Consider the following 20,505-nt stretch of genomic DNA (forward strand, 5'->3'; position numbering starts at 1 on the left):
AATATAAAATATATTTAAATTTTAATTAAATACCTAAATAATAACACTTCTTTGTTATTTTTTTATCATTTATATTTGTCATTAAATATCGTAATTATTTTAACTTTGTAAGTTCGTTTAAAACATCGTCAAAACGTTTACCCTATTCAATTTTAATTATAGTATTAATTTTTCAATTTGTATATATGATTTTTAAACTAACCCATTATTTCATACTTTTTGCTACCAATGCGCCATATGCAATTGAATATAATTTTGATTCATGGCTATCTGCTCTTGATACTAAAACAATTGGTGCCTTTGCTCCCATTATTATTCCAGCAGATTTTGCTTTAGCCATATATGTAAATGATTTACCTATACCATTGCCAACTTCAATAGTTGGAACTACTAATATATCAGCCTCTCCACTTACTTCACTTTTAAACCCTTTTATTTCACTTGCTTCTTTAGATATCGCTAAGTCAAATGCTAAAGGTCCTTCTACTAATACATTTTCACCAAATTTACCATCTTTACAAGCTTTTTGTAATAAATCTGCATCAACTGTAGCTTGCATCTTTGGATTTACTTTTTCTTTTGCTGCTAAACATGCAACCTTTACTGTTTCCATCCCTAAAGATTTTGCAGCTTGAATAGAGTTTTTAACTATTTTTTCTTTTTGATCATAGTCTGGAGATATGTTCATTCCTCCATCCGTCAATAATAATAACTTGTGATAGCTTTCAAGCTCATATATCATAACATGACTTAATAGACTATCAGTTCTAAGACCATAGTCTTTATTTAGCACTGACTTTAAAAGTACTGATGTATCTAATAATCCTTTCATAACAAAGTCAGCTTTTTTGCTTGATACTAACTCAACAGCTATTTTAGCACTTTCCTCTATCGACTCAGCATTAATTATTTCTATTTCGTCTAAAATAAATCCTATTTCTTTAGATATAGCTTTTATTTTATCAGCTTGTCCAACTAATATAGGTTTTATTATTTCTTTTTCTACTGCATCTTTTATTGCAATTAAAACTTCTTTATCTTCTGCTGCAGCCACTGATAATATTACTTTGTCATTTCCCTTAAGCTTAGTTAACATGTCTTGTAAATTCTTTATCATATTAATGCCCCCCTTTTATATCTATTTAAATAATAGCATATTTATAACAAAAAAAGACTTCTAAATTTAGAAGTCTTTTTAATAATGTATATTTCTATTATTTAAATTATCTATAGTTGTCTAATTCTTTTAAACAAGCTACGGTTATTTCATCCTCAGGATTTAATTCATAAGCTCTTTCTATATAATAAATAGCATCATCTAAATTGCCATTATTTAAATATGCCATTCCTAAATTACAAAGTATCTCTGAATCTTCTTTTATTTTTGCAGCTGTTTCAAAATGTTCTATAGCTTTTTCCATATTAAATGTAGCAGCTTCACATAGACCTAATTCTACTATTGCATCAACTTGATGTGGCTTTATTATTAATATTTTTTCAAAATATTTTTTAGCCTCTTCTACTTCATTCATTTCTTTATATGCTAGTCCTATCATGAATAGTAAGTTCCACCAATCAGGATGATCTTCTTCTAAAGGTAGTAATTTTTCTAATCCTTGTTCAGGTTTTCCTTGGAATATTAAATTATATCCTTCTTCATACTGAACTTTAAAATCCATTTTTCCTATATTGTCTTGAACTTCAGCACATAAATCGGCATCTAGACCTAACTTTAAAGCTTCTTCCCATATTACTTTAGATTTAAGATATTGACCTTGATTGTAATAATGGTATCCTAAATGATAATAAGCAGGTGCAAATCCATCTTCTAATTGAACAACTTTTTCTAATTTTTCTAAAGCATCTAATAAGAATTTATTCATTGCATTATTATCCATGTCTTTTTGATATTGCTTAGCTACTTCCTGACATACTATAGCATAATGATATAATCCATCTATATCATCTGGATACATAGTTATTAGGGCTTTTAAGTATATTAATGAATCTGTATACTCACCTATATCAAAATATTTTTTAGACATATATCCCATATATGATTTTAAATCTAAATCTATTTTTTTACAAAATGCATCTAAAAACTTTTTGTATTCATCATTATTTTTAAATTGACTATCTATACCAATTATAAATACCATTGCATCAGCTATCGACATTGCATTTATATTATCTTGAGCTGTTTTTTCTTTTATACCTTTTACTAACACTTCATTTTTTATAGGTACATCTAGTCCACCTTTTGGAATATCATATCCATCAACTTTAAATTCTCCGTCATGCTTTATTTTTATAAAAGCTAATTCTTCAGCTTTTTTTAATATATATTTTTCTATTTTGAATTTCATACTAAATCTCCTTTTATATTTCAACTGTATAAGCTTTCGATTTTTCAAATACTTTTTTATTATCATACACAAATAATATTACATTATCAACTTTTTCAACTTTACAATTTATGTCTGCCTTTAATTTTAATATATCAAAATTAAACGGCTCAAAGTGTACATGTTTTATTATCTGCTTAGCAGGTGTATTTTCAAATTGTGGTAAATACTTAATCGTATTTTCTTCACTTTGTAAAAATACATGGCATCTATTTTTAAAATCTTCCATCTCTAGCTTGTTAAAGAAGTTAGGCATATTTGATGTTTTTCCAAGTGATATATAATCATATTTTAATATATCATTAAATAACTCTATATCCTTATTTATAACATCATTATAAAAATCTAATAGTATTTTATATAGTTGGTTTTTTCCTTGTGCCATGTCAAAGTATCCATTTTTATCAAAGTAAGTTGCAAAATCTTCAAAGAATTTAAACGGACTTTCTTTATAATAATTAAAAATTATATATCTCATCGATAGTACAAAGTTTTTCGAATTATAGTATTTTTCTAATATTTCTTCGATATCTTTTAACTTTAGTATCTCAGCGTAACTTATATAATCATTATATAAAACTTCATATGGTGGATAATCCTTATATCTGTATCCATGCTGATTAGCTGTATTCCTTATACCTGTGCCTTTTATCATCTTTAAAAATCCTAATTGCAGATGTTCTATTCCTAGATTAAATACATCGTTAAATGATTTTTCAAAGCTTGCATAATCCTCATATGGTAATCCTGCTATAAGATCCAAATGTTGATGTATATTTCTATATGTTGCTACCTTTTGAACTACATAAGATAATTTTTTAAAATCATCTCTTCTACCTACAGCATCTAGTACTTTTTGATTAGTAGTTTGCACACCTATTTCAAATTGGAATAAACCTTCTTTACAATCAGATAAAAAATCTAACATATCATCGTCTAATAAATGAGCGGTTACTTCAAAATGATATGTTGTGTAATCATTGTCATTCTCCATTAAGAAGTTCATAATTTCTTTAGCAAATTGTTTATTTGCATTAAATGTTCTATCTATAAACTTTATTTGAGAAACCCTTGCATCAATTAAAGCTTTTAAATCTTTTTTTACTCTATCTATACTGAAATATCTTAGTCCCTTTAGCGTAGATGATAAACAGTACTGGCAATTAAAAGGACATCCTCTAGATGTTTCATAATAAACTATTCTGTTTTCATACTCTTTAGGATCTAAATTTTCGTATGGACTAGGAATTTCATCTAAATTTTGTAATAGTTCTTTAGGTCTGTTTGTAATTATTTCATTTCCGTCTCTATAAACAATACCTTCTACATCATTAATTTTTTTAGTTCCTTGTAAATACATTACTAAGTCTTTAAAAACTAATTCACCTTCACCACATAATATATAATCTACAAATTTATATTTTTGCATAGCGGCTTTACTATCATATGTTACTTCTGGTCCACCTAAAGCTATTTTTGTATTTGGTTTTATTTTTTTTATATTATCGCATAACTTAACTATATCGTTAATGTTCCATATGTATGTAGAAAATAATATCATATCATAATCATTTTTATGTATATCTTTTAGTATATAATCTAAATCATTATTAATAGTATATTCTTTTAAATCTACATCAACTAAGTCCTTAACAAACTCTTTTAAATATCTGATGGCTAAATTTGTATGAATAAACTTTGAATTTAGAGTTGTTAATAGTATCTTCAATTTTTTCACCTCTTTTTTAAATATTAGTATATATTTTTTGCCTAATCTTAGGTTAAAATAGTATATGTAATATCCTATCAAAATTTTCTTTAATAGAAGGTATTTACATATATTTTGTAGAATATAATAGCATTATAAGTTTATCTGAGTTTAGAAAGGAAGTTATTATGGAATTAATTGATCACGTATCTATCAACGCTTTATCAAAAAGAGATTTATTACTTATAGTAAAGGCCCTAGAGTATACAAATGAAAACACTGGCCTTAACGATTTTATCGATCTTAGAAATAGTATAATAAAAGAATTATGTTTCTTAACTAATACTACTGAAGATCAATTTGTTGAGTATCTAGAAACTAATAATTAGATTATTATGATTTTCTAAATTTCAATTCATATATACCAGACTTAGCTTTTATAGTCATATTAAGTATATTATTATTAAAATTCTTTGATACTATTGTTATTTGATTAAATATAGGGTCTAGTGCAGATTCTCCAGTTTCAATCTTTATTAAACTTCGTGGGTCTGCTTTTTTATCATATATTTTTTTATTGATTTTATATTTTCTCAGTTTGATAATGTATTCAGACATCGACAACACAAAATCTATATTGTCTATATTAAGGTTTTCTTCTTCTCCTAATATAGATAGTATAGATTTTTTTATGCTTATAACTCCATCATTTTCTATGTCTCTATTTTCTATATAAATATCATATAGTATGTTTAAAATACTACATAATATTTTTTCTTCATCATAATTCTCTATTTTTAAATCTATATACTTATCTATATCTTGTATTGCTTTTATTCTTGCCATTTGAAACTTTATAGTATTTATTTTATCTAATTCAATAGAAAATCCAATTATTCTTTGCTTTGAATCTTGAAGTAACTCTTCGTATTTTATGTTTTTATCTTCTATTATTTTATGAATAACATTATTATATACCACTGCACTTAATATATATTCAAATAAATAATCTTCTTTCTTTAGGTATTTAACATACTTATTTACCATATCTATAATTACTTCTTCACTTTTTAATATATTAGTATTAGATAGTATGATTGGCAATAATATATTTAGTATATTGTTGTATATAGGTTTTTCTCCATAATAATTATAATAAATCAATTCATCTTTTAATCTATTATTATCTATATAAACATATCTTTGTGTGGCATCATCAACTAAACATTTTGTATTTATTATAAGTAAGTCTTTGAGTCCATTATCATTGATATCAAATGCACTTATATATGCTTTTTTGATTATATCATCTTTCATCATATTACCTTCCTTATGTAATACTCTATAATAATTATTTTTATCTTCTATTGTACTTAATATACTTTTTTAAGACTTTCTAAAAAAAAAGAGACAGCTTACAAGCTGCCGTTTATACAGGGGGATAGTAGTTCACAAAAAGATTATGTTTTCTACTATCTACTTTAATTATACGATACTCCATTTTTAGATGTAAAGCATCACTTTTCGACATCCCTGTATTATTTTATATTATTACATTCTTTCTGGTGCATGCATTCCTAATAACTTAAGACCATTTTCTATAGATTGTCTAGTAGCTGCAACTAAAGCAAGTCTTGCTTTTCTTAATTCAGCATCTTCAACTAATATAGAATTGTCATGATAGAACTTATTAAATGCTTGAGCTAAATCTAAAACAAATCTAGTTATTACATGTGGTTCATTCTTTCTTAAACCGGCTACTATACACTTATTGAATGACGCTATAACTTTTAATACTTCCGCACTATCAACATCATTTAATAATTCATAATTTATATCTGTAGTAACCTCTTCATTAGCTTTTCTTAAAACTGCACAACATCTTGCATGAGTATATTGTACATATGGTCCTGTTTCACCATCAAAGCTTAATGTTCTATCCCATGAAAATGTATAATCTTTGATTCTACTGTTAGATAATTCTTGGAATACTACTGCTCCAACACCTACTTGCTTAGCTATTTCATCTACATTTAAAGCATTAGGGTTTTTAGCAAGCATTGTTTCTTTAGTTTTTTCTATTGCTTGATTTAAAACATCCTCTAAGAATACAACTCTACCTTTTCTTGTTGACATAGTTCCATTTTCTAATGCAACCATACCGAATCCTACATGAACTAAATTTTTAGCCCATTCAAATCCCATAAGTTCTATAACTTTAAACCATTGTTCAAAGTGTAAGTTTTGTTGAGAACCAACTACATAAACACACTTATCAAAGTTATAAGTTTCATGTCTATATATAGCAGCAGCTAAGTCTCTTGTCATGTAAAGTGTTGAACCATCATTCTTAGTTATAAGTGCTGGTGGCATTTTGTAATCTTCTAAGTCTACTATTCTAGCACCTTTAGATTCTTTTAAAAGGCCTTTTTCATTTAACATATCTATTACTCTTGGCATTTTATCTGAGTAGAAACTTTCACCTGCTAAAGAATCAAATTCTATGTCTAATAAGTCATAAACTCTGTTGAATTCTTTTAAACTTTCATCTCTGAACCATTGCCATAAAGCAGTTGCTTCTTCGTCACCATTTTCTAACTTAGTAAACCATGCTCTTGCTTCATCTTCCATTTCTGGATGTGCTTCAGCTTCATCATGGAATTGTATGTATAATTTTAATAATTCTGGTATTGGATTTGTCTCTACAGCTTCTTTATCTCCCCACTTTTTGAAGGCAACTATTAATTTACCGAACTGTGTTCCATAGTCTCCTAAGTGGTTTATTCTTGTTGTATTATATCCTTGAGACTCATACATTTTGTATAAAGCATTACCTATAACAGTAGTTCTTATATGTCCTATGTGGAAAGGCTTAGCAATGTTTGGAGATGAGAATTCTACTATAACATTTTGTCCTTTTCCTATATCGCTACGTCCATAGTTTTCTTTTTGTGTTAATACATCTTTTATAACATTTTCTGCTAATTGAGATTTGTTAACAAAGAAGTTAACATATCCACCCATTGGCATTACCTTAGCTATACTACCTTTAGCTTCTATTGATTCAGATAATTCAGCTGCTATCATGTTAGGAGCTTTTCTAAATACTTTTGCTAATTTGAAACAAGGGAATGCAAAATCTCCCATGTCTTTATTTGGTGGTACTTCTATTAATCCAACTATTTCTTCAAAAGATAAGTCCTCTATCTTTTCTTTTAAGCATTCTGCTATTGATAATTTAAAATCTTGCATGCATTTTCTCCTCTCTCTTCCTCTTATTACTTTATGGTAAATCAATTTCTGAGTTTTTTCAAGTTATTTACTACATTTCATGACTATATTTTCTTATATTTCCTTTTCACTTATTACTTTTATTCCATTATGTTTTAATAAGGATGTAGTAACACCGATTCCATCTCTTTTTTTACCTGTAAATGATCCATCATATATATAGTTAGAACCACATGATGGACTTCCTTCTTTCAATATTGCTTCTGTACAATTATACAGTTTAGCTATCTTTAAAGTTTCGTTAGCACCTAACTTAAATTTTCTGGTTACATCTAATCTTTTATTAGTTATTACACTTGTTTCTCCATTAATAACTGCATCACCATCTAATCTTATTATTTCAGATGGATCTCTAGGGGTACTCATACCGCCTAACTGCTCTGGACATACAATTATAAATTCTTTATCCTTTAAATATTCTAATACCTTCAAATCTTTATTATTGTCGCCATTATACTTGCAATTTATTCCAAGTAAGCATGCTGATACTAGTATCATCTTTTTTCCACCTTATTTAATTTATTATAATATCCTTATGTAGTAACTTAATAGTATTTAACATTATTTAAGTTATAGCAGTAAAATTCTTTTTTAATTTTACCACTATAACTTAGTATTTATAAATAGCTTATTTTAATGTAACTATGGTTACTCCAGCTCCACCTTCACCATATTGACCACCTCTTTGAGATTTTACATGTCTGTTACGCTTTAAAATATCTTGTAAACCTGACTTTAACACTCCAGTACCAATTCCATGTATTACTGTAACTGATTCTAATCCTGCTACATATGCATCATCTAAATACTTTTCTACTTCCATAATTGCTTCTTCTAGATTCATACCTCTTAAATCTACTTCACTCTTAACTCTTCCTGATTTAGATTTAATTATATTCCTTGTTGATTTTGTAACTGTAGTTTTAACATCTTTCTTAATTCTCTTTAAAGATTTAAATGGTAAGTTCATTTTCATTATACCAATTTGTACTACAGCTTCTTTTTTGTTTTTATCCACAGACACTACAGTACCTTGTTGATTTAATGTTATAACTTTTACTTCTTCTCCTGCTTTTAAATCTTTTATTTCTTTATTAGCAACCTTAGGCACTATCATACTTTTTACAGTTGGTTGTAAACTTCCCATAGAACTTGATAGTTCTTTTCTAAGAGCTTCTATTTTTTGATTCTTTTCTTTAGATGCTTTCTCTTCTTCTAATGCTCTAAGTTCTTTTATTATGTTATCAACTTCTTCTTTAGCTTGTCTAGTTACTCTAAATGCCTCTTGTCTTGCTTGTTCCATTATTTTTTCTTTTTGAGTTGTTATTTTAGAAATTTTTTCATCATATTCATTTTTAAGTCTCTCAATTTCTAATTTTAGCTTTTCAGCTTCTTCTCTTTCTTCTATTGCTTTAATTCTATTTTTCTCAACATTTTGAAGGACGTCTTCTAGTGCTATGTTATCAGTATTTATAAACTCTTTAGCTCTTGTTATTACATAATCACTTAATCCTAGTTTTTGAGATATTTCAAATGCATTAGACTTACCAGGTACACCTATAAGTAATCTATATGTTGGGCTTAAAGTATCTAAATCAAATTCAACAGCAGCATTTTCTACTCCATCTTTTGTAAGAGCATAGTTTTTAATCTCACTATAATGTGTAGTTGCTATACATTTACCGCCTGCCATATGAACATCTTCAAGTATAGCTATAGCTAATGCTGCACCTTCTATAGGATCAGTTCCTGCTCCCAATTCATCAAATATAACTAATGAATCTTCAGTAACATCTTTTAATATAGAAACTATATTTGTCATATGAGATGAGAATGTTGATAAACTTTGCTCTATACTTTGTTCATCACCGATATCTGCAAATATATTATCATAAACACACATACTACTTCCAAAATCAGCTGGTATATGTAATCCACTTTGAGTCATAAGTGCAAATAATCCAACAGTTTTAATTGTTACAGTTTTACCACCTGTATTTGGACCTGTTATTACTAATGTATGGAATTCCCTACCAAGATATACAGTATTAGGGACAACCTTATCTTTTTCAAGCAATGGATGTCTTCCATTTTTTATATTTATATATTTATCTTCATTTAATGTAGGCTCTACAGCCTTCATTTGAATAGATAGTTTCCCTTTAGCAAAAGCGAAATCTAACCTACCTAATATCTCTTGATTTGAAAGTAATTCCTCACAAATTTCACCAACCATAGCAGATAATTCTGCTAAAATTCTTTCTATTTCTTCTTGTTCTTGTAATCTTAATTGTCTTAATTCATTATTCATATCAACTATACTCATTGGCTCTATAAATAATGTAGCTCCTGAAGAAGATTGATCATGAACTATACCTGAAACTTGTGATCTATATTCAGCTTTTACAGGTACAACAAATCTATCTCCTCTAACTGAAATTATTGCATCTTGTAAATATTTCTGATATGTAGTAGATGATATTATTGAATTTAATTTCGATCTTATTGATTGATTTTTTTGAACTATTCTTCTTCTAACATCTCTAAGTGTGCTAGATGCATTGTCTGATATTTCTACTTCACTTATAATTGCATTGAATATGGCATCTTCAATATCTCTATAAGTATATAAAGAATTTGATAATGACTGAATTATTGGAAAATTAAAATCCTCTTCTTCAGAAGAAGATAAGTTATTTTTTAATATTCTAGCAACTCTTAAAGTATCTGCAATCATTATTAAACTACCTGGATCTAATGAAGACCCTACATTAGCTCTTTTAGCTTTATCTTCTATATCATATATGCCTTGTAAACCAATTCCACCTCTTTTTATAAGGATAGCCTGAGCTTCACTAGTTTCTTCTAATGAAGATTTAACTTCATTATAGTCTGAACTTGGTGTTAGCTTTTCTATATATCTCATACCTAATGAAGATGAGGCTTTGCTCTTCAATAGATCTATTATTTTGTTGAATTCTAAAACTCTTAATGCTTTCGGATTCATGATTCCTCCTTTTAAATATCTATTTGTTATTATGATGTGTTTTTTGAGTATATTTGTATTATACTATTTATGTAGCTATTTATATATTATACATAATCATAGTTTGTTTGTACTATAAAAACTTCTCTAAATTTTAACAAACTTGTTCTTGTATATTATTATAAAAATAGTATACTAATAATAAAATACATCATAAATTAGTAATATGTATTTTTTGTATATTATGCACTTAAAATAGTTGTCTTAATCTACTTTAATCATTAATAAAAGGAGTTGTATTTATGGAAAACGTATTAAAAGGCTTAAAACCAGAACTTGTATTAAATTACTTTGAGGAAATATCTCAAATACCTCGTGGTTCTGGAAATGAAAAAGCTATAAGCGATTATTTAAAATCATTTGGAGAAAAGTTAGGTTTAGAAACAATCCAAGATGATGCCCTAAATATAGTAATAAGAAAACCTGCTACTAAAGGTTATGAAAATTGCCCTGGAGTAATACTTCAAGGACATATGGATATGGTATGTGAAAAAAATAAAGACACTCAACATGATTTCACTAAAGATCCTATAAAATTAAGAGTAGATGGCGATATGATATATGCAACAGGAACAACTCTTGGTGCTGACAATGGTATAGCAGTTGCTATGGGTATGGCAGTATTTGCATCTACTGATGTAGAACATCCTGCTTTAGAACTTTTAGTTACTACTGATGAAGAAGCTGGTATGACTGGAGCTATGGCTCTTGATGGTTCTATACTTAAAGGAAAATACATAATAAATCTTGATTCAGAAGAAGAAGGATTTTTACTTGTAAGTTGTGCTGGTGGAGTTACTGGCTGGACTAAATTAAATGCTGAATTTACTAATGCAGATGCTAATAAGCAAGCTTTATTAATTGAGGTAAAAGGTTTACTTGGTGGACATTCAGGTATGGATATAATAAAACAAAGAGCTAACTCTAATAGATTAATAGGTAGACTTTTAAATTTATTATGTGTTGACTTTGACTTAGCTAAAGTTGAAGGTGGATCTAAAAACAATGCAATCCCTCGTGAATCTGAAGCTGTTATATTAGTTGATAAAAATGATGTAAGCAGAGTTAAAGAATGTGTAGAAAAAATATCAGCTGAGTTCAAACATGAATTTAGTACTTCTGATCCAGGATTAGTTGTAGAATGTTTAGAAACTACTGCTGATAAAGTACTTACTAAAGAATCTAAAGATAATTATATAAAAGCAATAAATTTAATACCAAATGGAATTCAAACTATGAGTATGGATATAGAAGATCTTGTTGAAAGTTCTACTAACGTAGGTGTTGTTAGAACTACTGACAACGAAATCACTTTTGAATGTGCTGTTAGAAGTTCTGTTGGTACTTTAAAAGAAGATATAACTAATAAAATGAACTTATTAGCAACTACTTTAGGTGGTAAATTCGAATTAGAAAGTGATTATCCAGCTTGGGAATACTGCAAAGGTTCTAAGCTAGAAGATATATGTGTTGATACTTACGAAAAATTAACTGGTAAAAAACCTGTTATAAAAGCTTTACATGCAGGACTTGAATGTGGATTATTATTAGACAAGATGCCTCATGCTCAAGCTATATCTCTTGGACCTAACATGTATGAAGTTCATACACCTAATGAGCACTTAAGTATTTCTTCTACTGAAAATACTTGGAACTACTTAGTTGCTATATTAAAATCTATGAATCAACATTAATATTTAATGTTTGTTGTGAAACATTTTGAACAAAAAATAGTAAGGAATATTCCTTACTATTTTTTATTTTAAATTAATTTAATTTTTATGTTTTATACTTATAGATTGATCATTAAATTTTTTAGTATGATTAAATTTTTTACCCCAGTCCTCTATTACTGGTATTATCTTTATGTCTTTTATATTGCTACTTAACTCACCTTCAGCATATATAGATTCACGATTAGAATTTAAATCCACACAACTTTTAATTTCTATATTTTCACCATTTTCCCCTTTTACTATGAACTCTAAAAACTTAGGGTCGTGTCCTCCATCTTTATTTATATTTTTATTAACCTTGAAACTATGTTTAATTTTTATTTTAGTAGGAGATACCCTCACTTCTTCTATAAATACATCTATATCAGTATATCTATCTTTTATTTTTAGCTTTTTATTAACATTATAAATTTCAATATCATCAACTAATTTTTTAGTATTTATAGTAGTTTCAAAACTCCAATTCCCTATTATATTTATATTTTTAGTTTCAAAATACTCACCTGTATCTGTATTTACACCTCCACCGTGAACATTACTTTTCTCTACATATTCTGGAATATTTTCCAACTTAGCATCTTTATTTAATGCATATTCAATCTTATCTATATTGATTTTTATATCATAGTTTTTATTTATATCTAGATTACTTATTAAATCAAAATTCTCTATATCTGTTTCTCCATAATTATTTTTATCTAGATTATCTAATTTACAAGTTAATAACATGTTTTTAGAATTATCATCATTAGCTTCTCCACTCATAGCTCCACCAGTATTCGTAAATACTAAATCTCCTATTTGAACTTTCGGCTGATATAAATGAGGCCATGCATCTTCAGAATTATCTATACCTAGATATACCTTGTCTAGTTTACTATCGTCAACTTTTAAGCTTAACAATAGCTCTCCATCTCCAAGCATTATTTCTTTTAATTCTATTTCTATACCTTTGTCCTCAACTACTTGATTCAATCCTACTTTATATCCGTTAAATGTGTTCTCTTCTCTATTAAAGAAATATTCTATCTGCTTTCCTATATTTCTTATATATGCTAAACTTGGTTCACTTACAATAATCATAGAGCCTACTAATACCCCAATACTAGCTACTGCCATTTTCTTTTTATTGCTAGATAGTTTATTTTCTCTTATTTTATTTCTCATTTTATTTTTAAATTCATCATTGTTATCAAACTTTATTTCATCATATTCATCTGTATCTATTTTTATATCATTGAAAATATCAAATTTATTTTTCATATATATCACCATCCTTATTTAGATATACTCTCTCTAATTTTCTTTCGACCTCTAGATAGTCTATTATACAAATTAGATACTTTTGTATTATTTTTAATAGCTATCTCTTCTAGGTCTTCTCCTTCTAAGTAATGTTTTATAAACAATTCTTTATCTCTTGCATTTAAATGACTTAGTATTTCTTTTATTTCTTCATCTATCTCTGATTTAATTAACTCTTTATCTATGTAACATATATCTTCACTTATATCTACAGTTTCTAGCTTAGATAAATATTTTCTTTTATAATCTATTGATTTATATTTTGAAATTGCACAAACCCAATTCTTAAATGAATTTTTATTTTTATCAAAAGTTTTTATATTGTTCCATACGGATAAAAATACATCACTTATACACTCTTCCTCATAATTTTTTAATACTCCTAAATGTTTCCTAACTACTGCCGTTATAAGCCCCCTATACTTATCTATAAGCATTTCCATTCCAACTTCTTTTTTCTTTTTTATATATTTGATTATTAATTCATCCTCCAAAACCGTTCCTCCTTATCTTGTAAAAGCTTTTACATTAACTAATACGTACCTTTTATATAAATCCTATCAATAATTTTATAATTTTTTATAGTTATATTTATGCTCAAAAAAACAGAGTCTCAGTATATAAAACTCTGTTTTTGTATTTACAATTTTATAATTTACCCCAGTGACCCATAACATGGCTTATTTCAAAACCTCTTTTTTGATACATCTTGTATGCTACTTGATTTTGTTCTATTACAATTAATGAAATTTCTTGAGCTTTATTATCTACTAAAAACTGAATTGCAGTTTCCAATAATCTTTTACCATATCCTTTTTTTCTATATTCCTTACATAACCCTATATCAAATATGCCTCTTTCATTTTCAATTGTGGCTTCCATAAATCCTATTTCTAAATCATCGTCACATACAATAAATTTATATTCTAATTTATTACCTTCTTTACAGCCACTTAAAAAGTTATTAATAACCTCTATATTAGCAATAGTCCCATGAGGCATATCAGAAAAAGATTTATTATATATCTCAATGTATCTATTTTTATTATCTTTATCTAATGACTTTATATCTAATATTTCATGTATTTTATCAACTTCATTTAATTTCATTTCTAAAGATCTATATTCCATTTTTAAATTTAGCCTTTCTGCCATCTTGATAGTTTCTCCATCACTTATCCCAATTCTAATATCCTCAGCTTCATAATTTTTTGCTACCGATGATGCATATTTTATCAATTGTTCTAATATAGTCTCTATGTTTCGAATTTCTTTATTTATACTTACCTTGTGTATATATGCTGTCTTTAATTTTTTAGCAACTTCAAGTACTATGAACAAACTTGCTACTACTTCAGTTTCTATAAAATAAAATAATACTCCTTTTCCATAATCATATATATTCTCATTAAACATTCCATTCATTTGATCAATTGAATTTATTAAGTTTGTTTCTAGTTTCATAAATTCATATACCTTTTTTATTTCTTGCTCATTTAAATTGCTGTATGATTTTATCACTTCTATTCTCCCCTTTATAAAAAATCCCCTATACTATATTCATTAAATTATAGCATAAGGGAATTTATTATAGTATTTATTTACTTTTATCTTAATTTATTATATATAATCCTTCTAATTTCATATCTTTGTTATAAGTTATTTTAAACTGAGCTTTACCTTTTTCACATTTTATAATCTCTACTACAGTAGCCATTTCTTGATTATCATCATTGTTTCCTACAACACCCTCTTTATTAACAGAATCAAACTTTCCTATTGTATTTTGTATTGGTTCCCATACTTCTTTTAACTGACCTGCCGTAATTTTAGCTTTCAGTTTATCACTCATCTTATCTACTACACTTTCATACTCATTATTACAAAACATCTGAACTATACTTTGAGCATCAGTCTTTAATGCTGCTTCATCAAAATCCTCACTTATCTTAGAACTACTGCAACCTACTAATATGACCCCTACTAAAAATGCTAATAAAAATACTTTTAATTTTTTCATATTTGCTCCCCCTTTATTTATCTCCCTTTTTTATTATCAAATTAAAAATTAATTTCCTTTTTATATAATTTTTTAGAGTATAATATAAACACTCCTAGCACTAGTGCACAAATAAAAATATATATTTCTAATCCTATTGTCCCTACGTTAAATAATTGAGGTAATATTACTATAGGTGCATTGACTAATGTGTGTATTAATATGGCAACCAACAAATATATAATTTTTCTATTTCTAACTCCATATAAAACAATTAAAGAAAGTCCAATGTGTATTATCATTGCAAATATTCTTTCTATACCTCCTAGTAATGCTGATGTCGATGTTAAATTAATACATTGATTATATAAAGTTTGACCTGTTACTGTACTAGATGAACTTATTAAAGCATCAAAGCTTCCATTATTTATCATAATACAAGCTACTAAAAGATTTAAACATGATATCCCTGTTATTAATAATGCTTCTATTCCTCCATGACCAAATCCATAAGAAATACCATCTATCCATCGATTATTTTTCTTTAAAATATATTTAAACGCTATAAATCTCCCAACTTCTTCAAATATGCCTGCTGTTAATCCTAAAAAAATGCCATATAAATATGGATTATTTGATAGCTTTATAAACCAAATCATATTAGGAAGTATATATGTTAATATTGGAATTCTAATTAAAATTTGTGATATAAAAAATACTAAAGATCCTACAATAAATGACTTTGGTACTTTCTTATCTTTTATTGTAAAATATATAAAGCTTCCTATTGGAACTAAAAAACATATCGCTATACTAATTGATAAACTTATTATTATATCTTGTGATATCATAACCTACCTCCAATTTATATTGGTATTACAATATTTACTTTAAACTCATCCTCTTTATAGTCTATCATCATTGTTCCATCATATTTTTCTAATGATTTTTTTATATTCTCAATACCTAATCCGTTATGATTTTCTTTAGTCGATTTAAATTTTTTGTTTTTATATATAGGTTTATTAATTATAGAATTAGATATATTTATTACTAAAAGTTCATTGAATTTATTTATATCTAGCTTAATATAAGCATTTTTATCTATTTCTAATGTAGCCTCAATGGCATTATCTAATAAATTTGCAAATATTGTAGTTATATCTATATCTCTTATAAAACTTAAGTCTACATCACCTATTCTACAAATTATATCTATATCTTTTTCTTTTATATAATCAAATTTATCATTTAAAATAATATTTAAAACTTTATTACTTGTATAATATCTTTGATTTAACTCATTTAACATTTTGTGTATATCATTTGTATATTCTTTTGCTGAGTTTGTATCATTTATTTTATACAATTCTTCTATTGTATATAAATGGTTTCTTATATCATGAGCAAGTTTTCTTGATCCTTGATATTTTTTCTCTAAGTTATCATAATATTTATACTGAAGTTCTGATTGTTGTTTATATAAATTAACTTCATTCTCTAGTATATTTTTTTTAGAAATGCTATCAAACATATAAGTAATATACACATTGATAATAAGTATCAATAGTACATTAATATTCAGTATAATCGTATCTTCTATTCTAGAAAATATTTGTATGTAGCTAAATAAACTAAACATATATATGAGACTAAATAATTGTATGATTATAAATCCTAATGTTTGCATTATCGTTAATTTACTTGCATTTCTTCTATTTATAAATAATACAGCTAGTTTACAATATATAAATTCAATTAATCTTATTGAAATTACTAACACAATTTGATAATATGCTATATTTTGAATGTGTATATTTAATAAAGATATTACTATTGTGATTATTCCTGTCGCAAGTATATCGCATATAAACAAACACACAGAAAATGCAATATAATATATTTTATATTTTCTGGAGTTATTATAGTAATAGCTACCTACTAAAATAGTACCTATTGTTATTGTTAATAAATTTAACAATCCATTCCCTAATAAGGATACAGCTGAAACTATTATTGTAAAAATTAAATATACTAAAATATAAGCGCTTTTCTTTTTATAAATATTTTTTTCTACTTTTCCCATAAAATAAAAACATATATATGTAAAAAATATATTACCTAACATAGGTAACAAAACAAATGCAATTGTATTTATATAATTCTCTATATTCATCTACCCCCTTTTGCTTTTTTCTATCTTATTGCTGAGATAACTATTTAAATTTTGTCTAAATTGAGTAGATTTTTTCTGTGATAGCGGAATCATACTACCATCCATCATATGCACATCATATCCTTTTACTGATTTCACATTATAAAGACTTATAACAAAACTTTTATGAGGTATTGTAAAATCATACTCTTCCATCCTATTTGCAATATCTGATATTTTTTGTTTTATTGTATATGTATAATCTTTTGTCTTCATTAGTACTTTTCTTAGCTTATATTCAAAATAATATATATCTTTTAAATTAACTCTAACTATACCTTCTGTAGTATTGAATTCTAAAACTTCATCTATTTCCTCATACATATATGATATTGCTTCATTTATCTGATGGTGTATATCTTTTTCCTCAAACGGCTTTAATATATATCCAAATGCATGTACTCCAAATGCTGAAGATGTATAGTCAGTATAATTAGTCACATATATTATTTTTACAAGTTTATCTTTTGCTCGTATTATTTTAGCTGTTTCTATTCCATTAATTCCTTTCATATCAATATCTAAAAATAATATGTCTAATTTAGAATAGTTTTCTATCAATGCCTCTCCACTACAATATGTTTCTATAGTAATTTCTTTATTCTTGTAATTTTCTATTATCTCTTTTGCTTTATTTAATACATTTATTTCATCGTCACATATAGCTATTTTTAACATTTATATTTTCCTTTTTTAGTAAATTTACTTAATTTTATTATATATTTAATAAGTTGGAGTATCAATAAACATGTGTAAAGTACAGCAAACTAGACATAACTTACAGTTTATATAATATTTAATTTTGACTTAAGCATAAAAATATAAAAAAACCACTTCATTTAAAATAAAGTGGTTTTTTATATTATTTTTTCTTTTTAAAGTTTACTTTTGTTACATTATCCCTTTTTGAACTATTTTTTGGAGATAACATTTTATCTTTTAGCCCAAGTAAATTTTCTATATCATCTGGATATAGATTTAATCCACAATTAGCTAAGTTATCCACTACTTCAGTTCCACTCATTATGTTATTATCTATTAACATTTCCACAGATTTTTTAAGTAATGCAGGATTTGTAGCTTTTATATTCTCATCTAAAGGTTCTTTCTTTAACCATCCTTGCTTTTCCATTTCTCTCATTAAATACATGTACTTCTTATAGTTTATCACTTCTAATTGATATGCTCTTAATATCATTGCTGATATAGGAACTATCCATTTCTTTTTAAGCTCAACATAGTCTTCTAATTCATGTGCTTTACCTAAGTCCTCAAAGAAAGTTTCTTTAGGTAATAAGAATGCACATGCAAATTCTTCTTTAGAAAATCTTTTAGCTGATATACCCGCTTCAACAGAAACTATATAAGCTAATTCATATGCTAGGTCAAAGTTTCTTATTGTAGCAGACTTTCTATCATTCCCTAAACAAACTAAATATCTAGAGTTTCTGTCTATACTTTGTTTTTGAGTAAATGATACTGCTCCTCTTTTTTCTACATTCATAGATGATATAGATATACCATTAACCTCTAATAAAGTTACCATATTTCCTATAGGTCCATCACTTAATCCCCAATGTCTTCTCATTTTAGTTGCTAAAGTATCCATGTCATCATTTTTACCTAAATTATCTGGTAAGTTCATTGCTGGGAACTGTATATAACTTTCTATAAAAGATATTATTTTATGAGTCATAACAATCTTTTCTTTGTATGATATTTCTTCAACTCTTGGTATTGGTGACTCCGGTCTTATATGTGTATTTTCAACTACTACTTTTATACTATCATTTTGGAAGAAATAATCTCTTGGGAATTTTAATGCATTTGATAATTTCATTTCATTCTCTGGCACTGGTTTATATTTTTCTTCCTCAAATGCAATTATATCTTTTTTATTTATTTTAGTTTCACCAGCTAATTGATCTATTGTTTTCCCTCTAAACATTCTAGCTGCTTTTAATCTTTTTCCGTTGAATATTTTTTTTCTACTCATATTATCAATCTCGCTTTCAAATTTATAGTGTCCGTTGCTTAAAATTCACTTTGTTCAAGCCACTACGTAGGCGCTATACTTCACATCGCCAACGATAGAATCCTTGCTATCGATTCGGTTATATCCGTTGCTCAAAATTAAAATGCTCTGGATATATTGTACCCAGAGCATTATTTAGCTTTTATTTATGCGAATAATAATATCATATTTAATTAATCTAGTCAATTATAGACCTAGTATGTCACTAATTCCTTGCATTGCCTCTAAAGATAATTGAGCAAACTCAGAAAAAGGAATTCCTAAATCTTCGATACTTCTCATTGCATCTCTATTAGCTCCAGCAGCAAATTTTAGTTCTTTCATTCGTTTTGTAACAGACTTAACTTTAACACTTGCTAATTTTTTATCTGGATATACAAGAGCTATTGCAGTTATAAACCCAGTTATAGGATCTGCTGCATAAATTGCTTTATCCATTACACTTTCTCTTTTAATTCCATTTTCATCTTCATTATGAGCTTTTATTGCTTGATATATGTATTCATTTCCGAAATTTTCATTTTTTAAAATTTCTACTGTTTTTATTCCATGTAATTTTGATTCTTCTGCATTATTTTTATAGTCTAATAAATCTGAATCTAAATCATGTAATAATCCAGCTATAGCCCATTCATCAGTTTTTTGCGGTTCTAATTTTTCTCCTAATGCTTTCATTACAGCTTCTACTGCATAAGAATGTTTAATTAGATGCTCACTTTGCAAGTATTTATCTACTAGTTTAACAGCTTGATCTCTCATTGTTCC

Annotated in this window: 18 protein-coding genes; 2 read left to right on the forward strand and 16 right to left on the reverse strand. The window is 26.7% G+C overall.

Annotation, left to right across the window (positions count from 1 at the left end; translation table 11 throughout):
* Positions 1–205 precede the first annotated feature (205 nt).
* The 3 genes from NWE74_RS09655 to NWE74_RS09665 form a co-directional block, all read right to left on the reverse strand.
* The gene (locus NWE74_RS09655) at positions 206–1,117 is read right to left on the reverse strand and encodes a bifunctional enoyl-CoA hydratase/phosphate acetyltransferase (protein WP_258242977.1); all 912 of its coding nucleotides are present in this window, start codon (positions 1,115–1,117) and stop codon (positions 206–208) included.
* A gap of 106 nt (positions 1,118–1,223) precedes the next feature.
* Positions 1,224–2,366 carry a tetratricopeptide repeat protein gene (locus NWE74_RS09660; protein ID WP_258242978.1) on the reverse strand — a complete coding sequence of 381 codons (1,143 nt, stop codon included), beginning with the start codon at positions 2,364–2,366 and terminating at the stop codon, positions 1,224–1,226.
* Between the two features lie 13 nt (positions 2,367–2,379).
* Positions 2,380–4,134 carry a B12-binding domain-containing radical SAM protein gene (locus NWE74_RS09665; protein WP_258242979.1) on the reverse strand — a complete coding sequence of 585 codons (1,755 nt, stop codon included), beginning with the start codon at positions 4,132–4,134 and terminating at the stop codon, positions 2,380–2,382.
* 167 nt (positions 4,135–4,301) lie between these two features.
* Here NWE74_RS09665 and NWE74_RS09670 point away from each other — a divergent pair, with 167 nt between their 5' ends.
* Positions 4,302–4,502 carry a hypothetical protein gene (locus tag NWE74_RS09670; protein ID WP_092726586.1) on the forward strand — a complete coding sequence of 67 codons (201 nt, stop codon included), beginning with the start codon at positions 4,302–4,304 and terminating at the stop codon, positions 4,500–4,502.
* A gap of 4 nt (positions 4,503–4,506) precedes the next feature.
* Here the strand turns inward: NWE74_RS09670 and NWE74_RS09675 are convergent, their stop codons facing one another.
* The 4 genes from NWE74_RS09675 to NWE74_RS09690 all read right to left on the reverse strand — a co-directional run bounded on the left by NWE74_RS09675 (position 4,507) and on the right by NWE74_RS09690 (position 10,411).
* The gene (locus NWE74_RS09675) at positions 4,507–5,433 is read right to left on the reverse strand and encodes a hypothetical protein (RefSeq protein WP_258242980.1); all 927 of its coding nucleotides are present in this window, start codon (positions 5,431–5,433) and stop codon (positions 4,507–4,509) included.
* A gap of 231 nt (positions 5,434–5,664) precedes the next feature.
* On the reverse strand, positions 5,665–7,365 hold the full coding sequence (gene argS / locus NWE74_RS09680; protein WP_258242981.1) for an arginine--tRNA ligase: 1,701 nt from the start codon (positions 7,363–7,365) through the stop codon (positions 5,665–5,667).
* Positions 7,366–7,458: 93 nt separating this feature from the next.
* Positions 7,459–7,902 (reverse strand): DUF523 domain-containing protein, encoded by a 444-nt coding sequence (locus NWE74_RS09685; RefSeq protein ID WP_258242982.1) that lies wholly within the window; start codon positions 7,900–7,902, stop codon positions 7,459–7,461.
* 130 nt (positions 7,903–8,032) lie between these two features.
* A complete protein-coding gene (locus NWE74_RS09690) occupies positions 8,033–10,411 on the reverse strand; it encodes an endonuclease MutS2 (RefSeq protein ID WP_258242983.1) in 2,379 nt (792 codons plus the stop codon).
* Between the two features lie 281 nt (positions 10,412–10,692).
* On the opposite strand from NWE74_RS09690, the gene NWE74_RS09695 reads away from it, so the two are divergent.
* The gene (locus tag NWE74_RS09695; RefSeq protein ID WP_258242984.1) at positions 10,693–12,144 is read left to right on the forward strand and encodes an aminoacyl-histidine dipeptidase; all 1,452 of its coding nucleotides are present in this window, start codon (positions 10,693–10,695) and stop codon (positions 12,142–12,144) included.
* 78 nt (positions 12,145–12,222) lie between these two features.
* Here NWE74_RS09695 and NWE74_RS09700 read toward each other — a convergent pair whose 3' ends face one another.
* From NWE74_RS09700 to NWE74_RS09740, 9 genes are all read right to left on the reverse strand, one after another.
* Positions 12,223–13,449: a DUF4179 domain-containing protein gene (locus NWE74_RS09700; protein ID WP_258242985.1), complete on the reverse strand. Its 1,227-nt coding sequence runs from the start codon at positions 13,447–13,449 to the stop codon at positions 12,223–12,225.
* 14 nt (positions 13,450–13,463) lie between these two features.
* Entirely contained in the window at positions 13,464–13,985 is a 522-nt protein-coding gene (locus NWE74_RS09705) for a sigma-70 family RNA polymerase sigma factor (RefSeq protein ID WP_258242986.1), read from the reverse strand.
* Between the two features lie 154 nt (positions 13,986–14,139).
* Positions 14,140–15,012 (reverse strand): GNAT family N-acetyltransferase, encoded by an 873-nt coding sequence (locus NWE74_RS09710; protein ID WP_258242987.1) that lies wholly within the window; start codon positions 15,010–15,012, stop codon positions 14,140–14,142.
* A gap of 91 nt (positions 15,013–15,103) precedes the next feature.
* Complete coding sequence (locus NWE74_RS09715; RefSeq protein WP_258242988.1) at positions 15,104–15,511, reverse strand: DUF3887 domain-containing protein; 408 nt, start codon at positions 15,509–15,511, stop codon at positions 15,104–15,106.
* A 41-nt stretch (positions 15,512–15,552) separates the two neighbouring features.
* Positions 15,553–16,341 carry a YhfC family intramembrane metalloprotease gene (locus NWE74_RS09720; RefSeq protein WP_258242989.1) on the reverse strand — a complete coding sequence of 263 codons (789 nt, stop codon included), beginning with the start codon at positions 16,339–16,341 and terminating at the stop codon, positions 15,553–15,555.
* Positions 16,342–16,355: 14 nt separating this feature from the next.
* The gene (locus tag NWE74_RS09725; RefSeq protein WP_258242990.1) at positions 16,356–17,666 is read right to left on the reverse strand and encodes a sensor histidine kinase; all 1,311 of its coding nucleotides are present in this window, start codon (positions 17,664–17,666) and stop codon (positions 16,356–16,358) included.
* A complete protein-coding gene (locus NWE74_RS09730) occupies positions 17,667–18,383 on the reverse strand; it encodes a LytR/AlgR family response regulator transcription factor (protein WP_258242991.1) in 717 nt (238 codons plus the stop codon).
* A 184-nt stretch (positions 18,384–18,567) separates the two neighbouring features.
* Positions 18,568–19,701: an XRE family transcriptional regulator gene (locus tag NWE74_RS09735; protein ID WP_258242992.1), complete on the reverse strand. Its 1,134-nt coding sequence runs from the start codon at positions 19,699–19,701 to the stop codon at positions 18,568–18,570.
* Between the two features lie 225 nt (positions 19,702–19,926).
* Positions 19,927–20,499, reverse strand: coding sequence for an HD domain-containing protein (locus tag NWE74_RS09740; RefSeq protein ID WP_258242993.1), 573 nt, complete (start codon positions 20,497–20,499; stop codon positions 19,927–19,929).
* Positions 20,500–20,505 lie beyond the last annotated feature (6 nt).

The sequence above is a fragment of the Romboutsia lituseburensis genome (assembly GCF_024723825.1).
Lineage (GTDB): Bacteria > Bacillota > Clostridia > Peptostreptococcales > Peptostreptococcaceae > Romboutsia_F > Romboutsia_F lituseburensis_A.